Below are 13779 nucleotides of genomic sequence, written 5' to 3' on the forward strand. Positions count from 1 at the left end.
GACCGATCGAGGAGTTCGACTGCCGGTGGATACCCGGGCCCGGTCAGCCAGAGCGACTGCTGCACGTTGCGACCCCAGCGCCGCCCGGACGTCGGGAAGCGGCGGCTCCCCGCGTACGAACCCGCCGGTAACGCGTATGGCCGAGCGGGGGCTCGCAGCGTTCGAGCACCACGAATTCGATCAGAACGGCGCGTGAAACGGGTCGCGACGTGATCGGCGGCGGCAGAGGGTCCCAGGACAGGTGCGAGCCGGTGGGTACACGCGTGGCTGGGGAGACTCCATGCGCGCGGCGGGCAGGAGTATGCGGTGACGTTTTCGGATGTGGTGTATCTCTGCCTGGGTCTCGGGGCGCTCGCGGCGGCAGTGCTGCCTCGGGTTGTTTCCAAGCGGCCGTTCTCCCTGCCGATGATCTTCCTGGTCGCAGGCGTGCTCATCCAGTTGCTGCCGCTGCCCGTGCCGGCGGTGGACCCCGTACAGGACCGCCTGTGGGTCGAGCACACCACCGAGGTGTGTGTGATCGTGTCGCTGATGGGAGCAGGGCTCGCCATTGACCGGCCCTTCGGCCTTCGGAGGTGGTCCAGTACCTGGCGGTTGCTGGGCGTCACCATGCCGCTGACTGTGGCGGCCGTCGCTGTGCTGGCCTGGGGTCTGCTGGACTGGCCGCCCGCCGTCGCCCTGCTGCTGGGTGCTGTGCTCGCGCCCACCGATCCGGTGCTGGCCGGGGAGGTGCGGGTGGGGGAGCCGCTGGGCACCGAGCATGAGGAGGAGGCGCAGTTCGCTCTCACCAGTGAGGCGGGGCTGAACGACGGCCTCGCCTTTCCGTTCGTCTATGCGGCCATCGCCCTCGCTGCGGCGGCGGGCGCCGGTTGGTCGACGGAGTGGATCGGACGTTGGGCTCTGGCAGACGTGCTGGGCAAGTGTGCCGTCGGGCTGGTCGTGGGTGCGGCCGTCGGCTGGTTGCTGGGGTGGATGTTCTTCCGTGCGAAGACGCCGGTGCTGCGGCTGTCCGAGCACATGGAGGGCTTCGTGGCGCTGGGGGCCACCTTCTTGTCCTACGGGATCGCCGAGGTGCTCCACGGCTATGGATTCCTGTCCGTGTTCGTCACCGCATGCGCTGTCCGTGCCGCAGAGCGCAGCCACGGCTACCACAAGGTTCTGCATGAGTTCACTGAGCAGATCGAGCGGTTGCTCACCGCGCTTCTGCTGTTTCTGCTCGGCGGCTACCTCGCCACCGGCGCCTTGTCTGCCCTGACCATGAGGGGGGTGGTCGTCGGTGTCCTGGTGCTGCTGGTCGTCCGGCCTCTCACCGGGTGGCTGGCTCAGGTGAAGAGCACTATGGGGCGACCGGAGCGCGTTGTCGTAGCGTCGTTCGGTATCCGCGGGATTGGCTCGCTGTTCTACCTGTCCTATGCGCTGGGTCAGAATCCGTTCAGCGGGCTGGAGCGCGAACTGTGGGCCGTGGTGGCCTTCACCGTGGTGGGCTCGGTGGCACTGCACGGCGTCATGGCGGCACCGGCCATCAGCCGTATGGAACGAAGAAGCCGCCGTGCCGAGCCCGGCACGTGCCCGTAGACATGCCCTGACCTACCTGGCCGGACTCCACCTCGCCACCGTTTTCATGTGCTCAAAGCCGTGACCTGTCAAGCATTGTCTGGGTGGTAGGGGCTGAGAGGGTTGCGTGCGCGGCTGATGGGCGGCTGTCCGATGCCCGCCGCATGCCGATCAGGAACGGTCGGTCCCGTACCTGCGCATGCGCTCGGCCAGCGGGACGGGTGTCTCGTCCACCCCCGTGACGGACCCGCTTGCCATCCGTGCGCACACACCCTGGCAGGCCAGCAGCTGCTTGTCGTCGCGGTGGGAGACCACACGCGCGTTCGCAGCCGGGGCGTGACGGTAGTCGGTGCCGCAGATCACACAGGCCAGTCCCCAGATCATCTCGTCGGTGGGTGCTGAACGGCCGCTACGACGGCCGGAGATCGCGTCCTGTGAGTACATGCGCCGCACATCCGTCCTCTTGATCGGTCCTAGGGGCCTGACGGAAGGTGCGCCGACGGCCTCGTCGTTCGCCGAGGGCGACGCTGGAGGGATGGCTGCGTCTGAGACGCACTCGGTACCACAACAGTACTCCCGGACGGGGCGGGGCATGTCGGTAGCGGCAGGCGGTGCCTGCCCGAACGCGCGAACGGATCAGCGGCCGGCGGCCGGTCTCACCGTGCGGGCGGACGCATGGAATATGCCGCGGCATCGGCTACTGCAGCGGTCCGTGAAGTGGCTGCCCTCCGCCGCGGCGAACTGCTCGTGTATTCCGCGGAAGAGGGCCTGCAACTAAGCTCAGGGGGTGGGGGTAGAGGGGTGGCAGGCTGTGGATCTGCGCCAGCTTCGCTTTTTCGTGACGCTGTCCGAGGAGTTGCACTTCGGCCGGGCCGCGGCCCGCGAGCACATCGTGCAGTCGGCGCTGAGCCAGCAGGTGCAGCGTCTGGAGCGCGCCGTGGGGGTGCGGCTGGTGGAACGGAGCACGCACCATGTCGCGCTGACCGCCGCCGGCGCGGCGTTCCTGGTGGAAGCACGGCAGATCCTGGCTCATGTGGAGCGGGCCGCCGCGGTTGCGCGCGGCGCGGGGAGCGCGTCTCCCGCGCTGCGGGTGGGGATCATCGATGCCGGCTACGACTCGATGGCGCAGATCTTGTACGAGGTGCAGGCCCGGTTCCCGGAACTGGTGATCCATCAGGTCGAGGCGGGTGTACCCGAGCAGTACCAACTGCTCGTCGACGGACGGCTGGACGTGGGTATCGGGCGGGCGGCGCTCGCCCCGCCCGAGGTGGCCTCTCAGCTGTTCCGCCACGACCCGCTGGGGGTCATGATCCCCGCTGGCCACCGGTTTGCCTCAATGGCCGACGTACCGGTCGCGGTGCTGGCCCAGGAGCCGCTGCTGCTTGCCGAAGAAGTCCAGGCCCCGGAGTTCAATCAGTTCACGGTCGAGATGTGCCGGGAAGCCGGTTTCACGCCGACCGTGTACGAGGGCACGGTCGAGAGCATCCGGGCGGCCGCCGACCTGGTCGCCCAGGGCCGCTGCCTGTACTGCGTGCCGGCCTCCTGCATCTCCGCCTATCCCGGCACCCTCTGGCGCCCGCTCACCGAACCCACGTCGTACTACCCGTGGTCGGTGCTGTGGCGCGCGAGCGACGACTCCGACCATGTCCGAGCCATCGTCGCCTGCGCACGCACCATGTCCGCCCGGCTGGGCTGGCTGGCGCGTAACGATCAGACTGCGCGCTGACGCTCGGGGAGCCGGGCGCCGCGGCCGTTCTGCCCCGCGAGGGGGCCGCCAGAGCGGAGCAGAACGTGCTGCCGCGGCGCCCGGGCCACCTGCCCCGGTCACGGCGAGCCGCACGGCGAACCTATGTCTGCGGTGCGCACGGGCGCGGCCCGCCGGGACCGGACGGTGGCGTTCATGAAGGCTCGGTTCAGCGGCGGGCGGAGCGCCGGCCGGAGCGCCTTCCGGCACGTCGGCTCCCGACGCCGCGCCCTTGGACCATGCGGAAGGAGAGCAGCAGGACGCCCGCGCCGGCGACGGCGGTGATCCAGGTGGTGAGGTCGAAGAACCCCTGGTTGCCGTCGACGTCGAACAACTCGGCGGCGAGGAAGCCGCCCAGCAGGGCGCCGGCAATCCCTGTCAGGGTGGTGATGATCAGTCCGTGCCCGTCCCTGCCGGGGATCAGTAGTCTGGCGATCACCCCGGCCAGCAGACCGAGGATGATCCACGCGATGATGCCCATGGCTGACTCCTGAGCGAGAGCGGATGGAACTCTGCGGGGGTCGGTCGTCCGGACCGGTCGACGCAGCAGGGCCGCCGGGTACCCGCTTGGTCCACGGGCGCCGGCGCGAGGGAGACACTCGGTCACCGTGAGCCAAGCCGAACCGCGGGCTGTGGGAAACAGGCGATCGGGGATGGGCTCATCTCGCTCACCGATCGCCATGTGGACGCCGCCCGCGCTGATCCATGACGCGGTGCGGTGCGCCGGCGTCGGCCAGCACTTGATCACGCAGGCGTGCGCAGGTGGCGCTGATCAGCCGGGAGATGTGCATCTGGGAGAACCCGAGTTCGTCGCCGATCCGGCGTTGTGTCATGTCGCAGAAGAACCGCAGGTACAGGATGCGCCGCTCCTGCTCGGGCAGTGCCTGCACCAGCGGGCGCAGCGCCGCTCGGTCGATGGCCCGGCCGAAGCCGGGATCGTCCCGGCCCAGCGTCGCGGCCAGCGGGTAGTCGTCCTCTGAGGGGTCGAGGGTGGCGTCCAGCGACTGGGCGGTGAAGCAATCCAGCGCGCCCTGCCCGCGTCGCACCTCCTGCTCGCTCAGTCCGGTGTGCGCGGCGATCTCCGCCACGGCGGGGCCTGCGCTGGTGGGGGAGTCGCCGAGTTCGCGGTTGGCGGTGTGGACTTGCTGGCGCAGCTCTTTGGCGCGCCTGGGCACGTGGACGGCCCACATGTGGTCGCGGAAGTGCCGTTTCACCTCGCCGACGATGGTGGGCACCGCGTAGCTCGCGAACGCGGTGCCCACCATCGGGTCATAGCGCGAGACTGCCCTGACCAGGCCGAGCCGGGCGACCTGTTCGAGGTCTGCGAAGGACTCGCCGCGGTTGCGGAACCGGCCGGCGAGCCGGGTGGCCATGGGCATCCAGGCACACACCGCGTCCTGCCGTAGCGCGGTCTTCTCCGGGCCGTCCGGCAAGGCGGCGATGCGGCGGAAGAGGGCAGCGGTGTCCGGGGCGTCGTCGTGGGGGTGTGTACGCCGGGTGCTCTTGGTGCGTGCGTCCAGCATGGAACGTTCCTTCGGTAGGGGTGGTCGCTCATCGGGCCGGATCCGGATCAGTCGCTGTCGGGGCAGCGATCTGCTCCCGGGCACGTTGCGGGTGGAGCCTGGCGAGTTCGGCGTTGAACTGGGCGCCGGCGAGCAGGGTGAGGTTGGACACCCAGAGCCAGACGAGGAAGACGATGCTCCCGGCGAGTGAGCCGTAGAGCCGGTTGTAGGTGCCGGCCCAGGTGATGTAGAGGGCGAAGCCCGTGGAGGCCGCCAGCCACAAGACGAGAGCGAGCGCGCCGCCCGGCGCGATGCGCCGCATCCGGCGGGTCGGGGGTGGGCCGCTACGGAACAGCAGCAGCACCAGCACCACCGCCACGCACAGAAGCAGCGGCCACTTGAGCGCGTTCCAGGCGGTCAGGGCGGCGTAGTCCATGCCCAGGGCGGAGCCGAGGGTGCGGGCCGCCTCACCGGTGAGCATGAGCAGGATCGTGCTCGCTACCAGCAGGGCCAGCAGCGCCGCAGCCGTCAGCACGGTCTGCGGTGCCGTCCGCCAGAAGGGCCGGTGGTCCCGTACCCCGTGCATGGTGTGCAGGGAGCGGCGGAAGACGGCGAGATAGCCGGAGGCGGACCACAGGGCACCCGCCGTGCCCGTGATGGCCAGCAGCCAGGCGCCGGCACGCTGGTCGGCCATGTCCCGCAGAGTGCGCTCCGTCACGGCTCGGACGTCTGCCGGGACCATGGCCGTGACCTGGCTGATGAGATCCCGGGTGGCGGCAGGGCCGGCGATCCCGATCAGTGAGACCGTGACCAGTACGCCGGGGACCAGCGCGAGTATCGCGTAGTAGGTGAGCGCCGCGGCCCATTCGTCGGCGTCCTGGTTCCACAGGGACACCGAGGTCCGGCGCAGCGCGGTCATGCAGTCCCGGCAGCCTCGCCGCCCGCGCGGTGCACGCCGCACGCCGGACCTCATCGTCGGGGCGGGGTGCTGCCGGCTCAGCACGGGACGACCGGGCCGGCCGGCCCTGAGCACGAGCCACGACCGGCGGAGGCAGAAGGCGGTCCTCCAGCCAGGACAGGCCGATGATCATGCCGAGCGAGAACAAGGGCGTCAGGACCGGGATGAGCAACATGTACACAGTGACCGCCTGTTGTCAGCTGCGTGCGAGACCGGCGGGTGGCGCGAGCACGGCCGCTGTCGGCGGCTCCGAGCCGGGGTGTCACCGCGCACCCCGGGGCACTGCAGGCAGCGCCGCGACGGCCTGCGTCGCGATGTCATAGGCGGCCGGGGGCCACAGCAGGAGCGGACCGGCCGTCGGCCGGAGCGAGGCTTCGTGCGACGGCGCGGCCGGCTGGCCGAGCAGGAGAGAAGCGGTGCCGGTCAGGTCGAGGATGCGGACCAGCACCGTGGGCGGGTCGTGCAGACGCAGCGTGCCCCCGGCCTCGGAGGCCCGGTGCGACATCTCCAGGAAGGCGCGCAGACCGCTGCAGTCGCAGAAGGTGACGGCGATCAAGTCGACGTCGACGGTTCGGACACCCTCGCGCATACACTCCGCAAACAACTCACGTAGGAGCGGCACCGATTCCAGATCGATCTCACCCGCGAGGTAGATCACCGTCCGGTCCGCCAGATCGCGCCGGATGAGGTTCAGTTGCGGCATACACACCTCCGGCAGGTCCGCGAGGGGGGCAGGGGGCGCTCCGCCGCTCCTCGTCCCCCCTGGCCAGCGCACCGCGCGGTACGGGACCAGACGTGTCTCGGCCATCGGGGAACTCCCTTTCTGCAAACGCCGTGGACGGTGCCGGCTCGGGACTGGCGGCCGATCAGACCGGACGCCGGTGGACGTAGCACCAGCGCGGTCTGGTTCCTTGTTCGAGGGCGCGGGCAATGGGGTGGTCGGTCTCTTCGTAGTGCGCCTTGGCGTGCTGGTTCGGTGAGTCGTCGGAGCAGGCCACCCAGCCGCATGACTCGCAGACCAGCAGAGCCACCCAGCCCGCTCCGAGCTCCTGGCAGCTGTGGCAGCCGTCCGACCGGGGTGGGACCGGCGAGAGTCCGTCGAGGTGGTCGCACCGCGGCGCCGAGCCATTCGGGCTCACGGCGGCTGCCATCCGAAGGATGCGTTGCCCGAAGGCCATGACAGTCGCCAATGAGTCGGAGTCACCGGGCGTTGCCCGGTCGATCGCCACCAGTCAACGCCCGTCGCCACCCGGGCGGAAACCGGCAACGTGAGAAGGGCTCATCACCGCTGGGGATGGCGGACGGAAACCTCGGGGCCGCGACTACGGACAAGGGGGTGCGGACTGTTGTGGACGAAGCCGGACACTGCCGTGATCGGGGCCACCGAGCGAGCGCCTGACCAGGGTGCTCACGGCGCCGCCTGAGGGGCGACTGCAACCAAAACTGCAACAGGCACCGTCTACCGCCACGACGAGGCCCCGCAGCGGCATGCCGTTGCGGGGCCCGGTTTCGCCTGGTCAGGCGGGGTGCGGAGGATACGAGATTCGAACTCGTGAGGGTGTGAACCCAACACGCTTTCCAATTCGCCGTGTGGGTTCGCGGGCGGACAACGGCGTCCTGACCTGCAGCTCAGTGGCGCACTGGTGGCCGTCGGGACGCGCCTGGACTGAGGCGAATGAGACCAAAATTGAGACTACGTGCCTGCCGCGAGCCAGCCCGGCTGGTCAGCTCCGTTGACGCCAGGAGGTCGCATTCAACCGAAGTTCGGCCGGTTTCGTACTGTAGTCAGACACGGGGGTTGAGTGCACGATCGACGTTCGGACGCATGAGCCGTGCGAGTAGTCGTTCACCAGGGGTGGCCTATGGGGTTAGGTCCCAAGTTCAACAAGACCGTACCTGGCCAGGTTGTTGACCGGTTCACCGGGATGAACAAGACACTGGGGTTTCCGGCGGTGCCGACGCCCGATCTCGGCGACGACGATGACGGTCCGTCGGACGCGACACGTTTGCTGTGTGCCGCCGCGCATCTGCGCCCGGAATGGGACAAGCAGATCAAATCGAAACTGCGTCAGGGCTGGAGGGGGATCGTCCGGCAGATTGCGCCGCGGTGGATCAAGGAACTGCTTCAGGAACGGGACGAGAAGGCGAAGCTGTCTCAGGCGGAGACGTTAGCCGACGGGACGAAGAAGGATCCCCAGAAGATTGTGCCGCTGGGTCTGGATTACGCCCGGTGGGTCCACTGTCGCGTGCTGGCGAAAGAGCTGAGGCCGGTCCCATCGCACGGCTTCGACCTCGCAGAAGTCGCTCTGAGCTGTGCGCAAGCCATCCGCTTGGGCCGGCAGCGCCGGGTGCTCATGCTGATGGCCTGGATCGTCGCGGGACTGTGCTGGTGGCGGATCGGTGTCGACTGGGCACTCCTGACCTTGCTCGTAGGCATATGGGCCGTCTGCTTATCGGACCGGCTCGTCAGCCAGAGACTTCTCCGCGATGTCATGGCCCGCGAAGCCGATGGAGGGCGGAGCCCGCAGCGCCTGTCTGCTGCGCACGATGGAACCGTTCAGCGTATGCACGGCATGGAGGGCCAGCCGGTCATCCCATACGAACAGCAGATCCGTCCCGGACAAGTGCGCTACCACTTCCTCGGGGCCGGCAAGCCCTGGTACGAGCGGAACATCGGCATCGATGTTATGGCACCAACAAGGCAGTGGGACTCGCTGCATCGATCATCACACTGCTTACGGTCGTGTAACAGGCGGCGGTGTCAATTCGTTGAAGAACGCTTTCGGTGAGGATGCCCGTGTGAACCGGGTACCAAGCACGTTGTCCCACCATGTGCGTCGGTCCCAGCTGGAGGAGGCGTCAGCCCACCCACACGACTCGGACGATGGAGATCACGCGCGCCCGCTCGGGGGCGAGGTACATGAAGAAGCCGCGGCCGCCGAAGATGTCGAGAGTGCGCAGGCCGCCGCCGTGGGCGGGGCCTCGTCCGGCTGCCGCAGCGTCGTGTCCGAGGGCGGTGAGCTGTTCCGCGAGCCGCTCCACCTCGACGACGACTTCGACGGGAAGTCCAGCGGTGACGAGTTCGGCGTCGGGGTTGTAGTGCCAGGTCCAGTCGCTCACCCGGCGACCTCGCGCTGGGCCTCGCCCAGGATCTGCTGGATCTCCGCGACTAGTGGAGCAAGTGCGTCCGGTGACTCGGCTGTGTCGGCCTCGGCCTCCAGGTCCCGCAGGCGGGCGGCTCGCTCCGGGTTGCGCTGTATGGCGACGAACTCGCCCCAGTACTGCAGGAAGGCGCGCAGCGGGGTGATCGTGCTCTGCGCAGAGGCTTGCTCGGCGGCTCGGTCGAGGTGCTCGGCGAACGCTGGAAGCTGTGCCGGGGCAATCTGGGCGATAGCGGTGCGCAGGGCGGCCGGGGTGAGTGCGGGCATGGAGATCAGCGGGCCGGAGGTGATGTGCTGCTCGGTCATCGCTTCGCTCCTCGGTCTGGTTCGGCACGATCTCTCGTAGCCGCTCCGCTTGGCGATCGAAGTCATGCTATCGAGCATGGCGATGTGCGGGACGAGTGTGACGGCCTTGTCGACGACAGGGAGGCGCCGTGAGGCGTGCACCTCCACGTCCACGGCGTAGTGCCCATTTGGCTTGAATGTCCGATTTTGAATGAGACTGAAACTGAGACCATGGCACACACGAGGCCCCGGCCGACAAGTCGGTCGGGGCCTTCGTTTTGCCTGGTCAGGCGGGTTGCGGAGGATACGAGATTCGAACTCGTGAGGGTGTGAACCCAACACGCTTTCCAAGCGTGCGCCCTAGGCCTCTAGGCGAATCCTCCGCGGGCAAGAGTACAAGACGGGGTGGGGTGGTCGCGAACTCGTTCGTTGGGGGTCGGATCGGTTAAGGTGGAGTCGCCCCTCACGCGGCGCTATCTCGCTGAACTCCCCCAGGGCCGGAAGGCAGCAAGGGTAGGTGGGCTCTGGCGGGTGCGTGGGGGGCACCTTGCTGTCCGCGGTGGGGTGGCGGGGGCGGGGGATTTCGTGGGTGGGCGCCGTTGTCGGCGGTCACCGATATCGTCGTAGTCGTGTCGCAGCTCGCTCTCTACCGCCGCTACCGACCCGAGACCTTCGGCGAGGTCATCGGGCAGGACCACGTGACCGGCCCGCTGCAGCAGGCGCTGCGGAACGGGCGGGTCAACCACGCGTATCTGTTCAGCGGGCCACGCGGCTGCGGGAAGACGACCAGCGCGCGCATCCTCGCCCGGTGTCTCAACTGCGAGCGCGGGCCGACGCCGGAGCCGTGCGGGGAGTGCCGGTCGTGCCTGGACCTCGCGCGGAACGGGCCGGGGTCCATCGACGTCATCGAGATCGACGCCGCGTCGCACGGTGGCGTGGACGACGCGCGTGAGCTGCGCGAGAAGGCGTTCTTCGGGCCCGCCGCCAGCCGGTACAAGATCTACATCGTCGACGAGGCGCACATGGTCACCTCCGCGGGGTTCAACGCCCTGCTGAAGGTGGTCGAGGAGCCGCCCGAGCACCTGAAGTTCATCTTCGCCACGACCGAGCCGGAGAAGGTCATCGGGACCATCCGGTCCCGGACGCACCACTACCCCTTCCGCCTCGTCCCGCCCGGCACCCTGCGCGACTATCTCGCCGACGTCTGCCGCGTCGAGTCGATCCCCGTCGAGGACGCGGTGCTGCCCCTGGTCGTACGGGCCGGGGCCGGCTCCGTGCGGGATTCGATGTCCGTCATGGACCAACTGCTCGCCGGTGCCGGCGAGCAGGGTGTGACGTACGCCATGGCCACCGCCCTCCTCGGGTATACGGACGACGCCCTGCTCGACTCCGTCGTCGACGCCTTTGCGGCGGGGGACGGGGCGGGTGCGTTCTCCGTGGTGGAGCAGGTGATCGAGGGCGGGCACGATCCGCGGCGGTTCGTCACCGACCTGCTGGAGCGGCTGCGGGACCTCCTCATCCTCGCCGCCGTGCCGGACGCCGGGGACAAGGGGCTGATCGACGTTCCTGCCGACGTGCTGGAGCGGATGCGGCGCCAGGCCGACGCCTTCGGCGCGGCCGAGCTGAGCCGCGCGGCCGACCTCGTGAACGAGGGGCTGACCGAGATGCGCGGCGCCACCGCGCCCCGGCTGCAGCTCGAGCTGATCTGCGCCCGCGTGCTGCTCCCTGGGGCGTACGGGGACGAGCGCTCGGTGATGGCCCGGCTGGACCGCCTGGAGCGCAACGCCCCGACCGGTCCGCCGACCGTGGGGTACGTGCCCGGGCCGGATGCCCATCGGCCTCCTGGCGGGAGCGGGAGCGGGGGCGGGGATGTCCCCGGTGGCGGTGGCGGTGGCGGTGGTGCCGGTGGCGGTGGCGGTGGTGCCGGGGCTGCTCGTGCCGCCCTTGCCGAGCGGGATGGGCCGGCTCCCGATGCCGGTAGTCGTGGTTCTGGGGCTGGGACCGGTGCCGGCCCTGCGCCTGCGCCTGGTCCCGGGGGGCCTGCGGTCGATACCGGCGGGGGCGTGCCCTCCGGGCCGCCCGCCTCCGGCGGCCGTGACCCGCAGGGACGGCGGCCCGGGGCCTGGCCCGGGAGTGGGGCCCCGGCCGCGTCCGGGGGCCCTGCGCCCGCGCCGCCGCCTGCTCCGGCCCCGGCACCCGACGCTGCGCCCGCGCCCGTGGCCGCGCAGGCCCCCGCCGCTACGGCCCAGGGCGTGCCCGCGCAGCAGGGGGGCGGGGCCGCCGGGGCCGCTTCCGTGCGGCAGATGTGGCCCGACATCCTGGAGGCCGTCAAGCACCGGCGGCGCTTCACGTGGATCCTGCTGAGCCAGAACGCCCAGGTGAGCGGGTTCGACGGCGGGACCCTCCAGCTCGGCTTCGGCAACGCCGGCGCCCGGGACAGCTTCGTCAACGGCGGCAGCGACGAGGTGCTGCGCGAGGTGCTGGCGGAGCGGTTCGACGTGCAGTGGAAGGTCGAGGCCATCGTGGACCCGACCGGCGGTGCCGGCGGCGGGCCCGCGGCGGGGCCCGGTGGCGGCGGGGGGCCGGGGCCGGGCGGCCCGGGTCCCGGAGGCGGCGGGTTCGGCGGCGGTGGTGGCGGGGGCGGCGGCGCCGGGTTGCGGCAGTCCGTACAGACGACCTCGCCCGCGCCCTCCGTACCGGCGCCCGCTCCTCCCCAGCAGCCCCGGCCCGCCTCGGCCGGTCCCGGCGGCCGGCGCCCGCCCGACCCCGGGCCGCCCCCCGATCCGGGGCCCCCTCCGCCGCCGCTGGAGGACGACATCCCCGACGACGACGATCCCGACCTCGTCGACACCGCCCTCTCCGGCCACGACCTCATCGTCCGCGAGCTGGGCGCCACCGTCATAGAGGAGATCCGCCACGACTAGGGCCTGTCGTCAATCTCCCGTCTGCGGCTGGGGGCACCGCCCACGTGTGCGCAGCGCGCTGGGGGGGAGGAGCCCGGCACGCACGCTCGCCGCGTTGTCGGGATCGGCCGAAGAGGCCCCCTATGCGGTCGGCCCTCCGCCTTGCGATCGCACGCACCGGACTCCCCCTACGCCCCGGGGGCGTGGGCGGTGCCCCCTGCCCCGCCCGCCCTGCGGGCGAACGACGCGAGAGTGAAGGCAGACCCCAGGCGGGCCCGCCCGTCCGCGTACTCCGGAAGGATGAGGACGGCGGGAGGAGCGCGACTCCCCGCGGGGCAACCCAAGTGGCGCGCGTCCTCCCTGCGATGGACGGCAGCGCGGCGGCTGAGAACGTAGGCTCGCCTGGACGACCGGCCCCGCCCCCGGCCGGCGCCCGGACGCGGACGCGGACGCAGCCGCAGAAGACGTAGACGTAGCCACAGAGAACTGCAGTAGCGCGACAAGGAGCGAGCGACGTGATGCCTGGTAGTGGCCAGCCTGACATGCAGCAGTTGCTGCAGCAGGCCCAGAAGATGCAGCAGGAGCTCGCCTCCGTCCAGCAGGAGCTGGCCGAGACGCCGGTCGAGGGGACCGCGGGCGGCGGGCTGGTGAAGGCCACGGTGACCGGCTCCGGCGAGCTGACCGGACTGGTGATCGACCCGCAGGCCGTCGACCCGGAGGACACCGAGACGCTGGCCGACCTCGTTGTGGCGGCCGTACGGGACGCGAACAACGCCGCGCAGCAGCTTCAGCAGGAGCGGCTCGGCCCGCTCGCGCAAGGGCTCGGCGGTATGCCGGGGCTGCCCTTCTGACCCCTCCTTCTTCCGTCGTCCCGCGGGGGCTGTTCCCTGCCGTCCGGATCTGCCGGGTTCCGGAACCGGAGGCCACCCCCGAAGCGGGTTGAACCCGGCGGTAGCGGCTAGCTTGGTGCAGGAGAGCGGACACGAGAGAGGCGTTGCGTGTACGAAGGCGTGGTCCAGGATCTGATCGACGAATTGGGCAGGCTGCCCGGCGTCGGTCCCAAGAGCGCGCAGCGCATCGCCTTCCACATCCTGCAGGCCGAGCCGGCCGACGTCCGCCGGCTGGCACATGCGCTGACCGAGGTGAAGGAGAAGGTCCGGTTCTGCGCGGTCTGCGGGAACGTCGCGCAGGAGGAGCACTGCCGGATCTGCGCCGACCCGCGGCGCGACCCCGCCGTGCTGTGCGTGGTCGAGGAGCCGAAGGACGTCGTGGCCATCGAGCGGACCCGTGAGTTCCGCGGGCGGTACCACGTGCTCGGCGGCGCGATCAGCCCCATCGAGGGCGTCGGCCCGGACGACCTGCGGATACGGGAGCTGCTCGCCCGGCTCGCGGACGGCGCCGTCACCGAACTGATCCTCGCCACCGACCCCAACCTCGAAGGCGAGGCCACGGCCACGTATCTGGCCCGCATGGTCAAGGCCATGGGCCTGAAGGTGACCCGGCTGGCCAGCGGCCTGCCCGTCGGCGGCGATCTGGAGTACGCGGACGAGGTCACTCTCGGCCGCGCCTTCGAAGGCAGGCGGTTGCTCGATGTCTGAAACGGAACCACGTGCCCGCCGGCTGGATCCCGGCGCAGCGCCCAGCAGCCCGGCAGGCCGCCGCACGCGGCCTGCCG

14 protein-coding genes, 1 tRNA gene and 1 other RNA gene are annotated in these 13779 nt (G+C 70.4%); 7 read left to right on the top strand and 9 right to left on the bottom strand.

Annotated features, from left to right (window positions below; translation table 11 throughout):
* Positions 1-306 precede the first annotated feature (306 nt).
* Positions 307-1572: a cation:proton antiporter domain-containing protein gene (locus FB457_RS29150; RefSeq protein WP_145783767.1), complete on the top strand. Its 1266-nt coding sequence runs from the start codon at positions 307-309 to the stop codon at positions 1570-1572.
* A 150-nt stretch (positions 1573-1722) separates the two neighbouring features.
* Here the strand turns inward: FB457_RS29150 and FB457_RS29155 are convergent, their stop codons facing one another.
* On the bottom strand, positions 1723-1995 hold the full coding sequence (locus tag FB457_RS29155; protein WP_047016588.1) for a hypothetical protein: 273 nt from the start codon (positions 1993-1995) through the stop codon (positions 1723-1725).
* Positions 1996-2362: 367 nt separating this feature from the next.
* Between FB457_RS29155 and FB457_RS29160 the strand changes: the two genes are divergently transcribed.
* Positions 2363-3277 (top strand): LysR family transcriptional regulator, encoded by a 915-nt coding sequence (locus FB457_RS29160; protein WP_164492542.1) that lies wholly within the window; start codon positions 2363-2365, stop codon positions 3275-3277.
* Between the two features lie 187 nt (positions 3278-3464).
* On the opposite strand, the gene FB457_RS29165 is transcribed toward FB457_RS29160, so the two are convergent.
* The 5 genes from FB457_RS29165 to FB457_RS29185 all read right to left on the bottom strand — a co-directional run bounded on the left by FB457_RS29165 (position 3465) and on the right by FB457_RS29185 (position 6933).
* Entirely contained in the window at positions 3465-3776 is a 312-nt protein-coding gene (locus FB457_RS29165) for a GlsB/YeaQ/YmgE family stress response membrane protein (RefSeq protein WP_145783768.1), read from the bottom strand.
* 187 nt (positions 3777-3963) lie between these two features.
* On the bottom strand, positions 3964-4818 hold the full coding sequence (locus FB457_RS29170) for a SigB/SigF/SigG family RNA polymerase sigma factor (RefSeq protein ID WP_047016586.1): 855 nt from the start codon (positions 4816-4818) through the stop codon (positions 3964-3966).
* A gap of 28 nt (positions 4819-4846) precedes the next feature.
* On the bottom strand, positions 4847-5716 hold the full coding sequence (locus FB457_RS29175; RefSeq protein ID WP_347615620.1) for a YihY/virulence factor BrkB family protein: 870 nt from the start codon (positions 5714-5716) through the stop codon (positions 4847-4849).
* Between the two features lie 301 nt (positions 5717-6017).
* The gene (locus FB457_RS29180; protein ID WP_486589171.1) at positions 6018-6458 is read right to left on the bottom strand and encodes an STAS domain-containing protein; all 441 of its coding nucleotides are present in this window, start codon (positions 6456-6458) and stop codon (positions 6018-6020) included.
* A gap of 163 nt (positions 6459-6621) precedes the next feature.
* Positions 6622-6933: a UBP-type zinc finger domain-containing protein gene (locus FB457_RS29185; protein WP_347615628.1), complete on the bottom strand. Its 312-nt coding sequence runs from the start codon at positions 6931-6933 to the stop codon at positions 6622-6624.
* Positions 6934-7680: 747 nt separating this feature from the next.
* Between FB457_RS29185 and FB457_RS29190 the strand changes: the two genes are divergently transcribed.
* Positions 7681-8544, top strand: coding sequence for a hypothetical protein (locus tag FB457_RS29190; RefSeq protein WP_145783770.1), 864 nt, complete (start codon positions 7681-7683; stop codon positions 8542-8544).
* 70 nt (positions 8545-8614) lie between these two features.
* Here the strand turns inward: FB457_RS29190 and FB457_RS29195 are convergent, their stop codons facing one another.
* From FB457_RS29195 to FB457_RS29205, 3 genes are all read right to left on the bottom strand, one after another.
* A complete protein-coding gene (locus FB457_RS29195) occupies positions 8615-8875 on the bottom strand; it encodes a hypothetical protein (protein WP_047016584.1) in 261 nt (86 codons plus the stop codon).
* The gene (locus FB457_RS29200; protein ID WP_047020061.1) at positions 8872-9222 is read right to left on the bottom strand and encodes a DUF6247 family protein; all 351 of its coding nucleotides are present in this window, start codon (positions 9220-9222) and stop codon (positions 8872-8874) included. Before FB457_RS29200 ends, FB457_RS29195 begins: the two co-directional genes overlap by 4 nt.
* Positions 9223-9499: 277 nt before the next feature.
* Positions 9500-9584, bottom strand: a tRNA-Ser gene (locus FB457_RS29205).
* 72 nt (positions 9585-9656) lie between these two features.
* Here FB457_RS29205 and ffs point away from each other — a divergent pair.
* The 4 genes from ffs to recR all read left to right on the top strand — a co-directional run bounded on the left by ffs (position 9657) and on the right by recR (position 13702).
* Positions 9657-9751: signal recognition particle sRNA small type (gene ffs / locus FB457_RS29210), an RNA gene on the top strand.
* Positions 9752-9830: 79 nt separating this feature from the next.
* Positions 9831-12125, top strand: coding sequence for a DNA polymerase III subunit gamma and tau (locus FB457_RS29215; RefSeq protein WP_145783772.1), 2295 nt, complete (start codon positions 9831-9833; stop codon positions 12123-12125).
* Positions 12126-12646: 521 nt separating this feature from the next.
* On the top strand, positions 12647-12955 hold the full coding sequence (locus FB457_RS29220; RefSeq protein WP_222439523.1) for a YbaB/EbfC family nucleoid-associated protein: 309 nt from the start codon (positions 12647-12649) through the stop codon (positions 12953-12955).
* 147 nt (positions 12956-13102) lie between these two features.
* Positions 13103-13702 (top strand): recombination mediator RecR, encoded by a 600-nt coding sequence (gene recR, locus FB457_RS29225; protein WP_047016582.1) that lies wholly within the window; start codon positions 13103-13105, stop codon positions 13700-13702.
* Positions 13703-13779 lie beyond the last annotated feature (77 nt).

It is taken from the genome of Streptomyces sp. CNZ287, assembly GCF_007827615.1.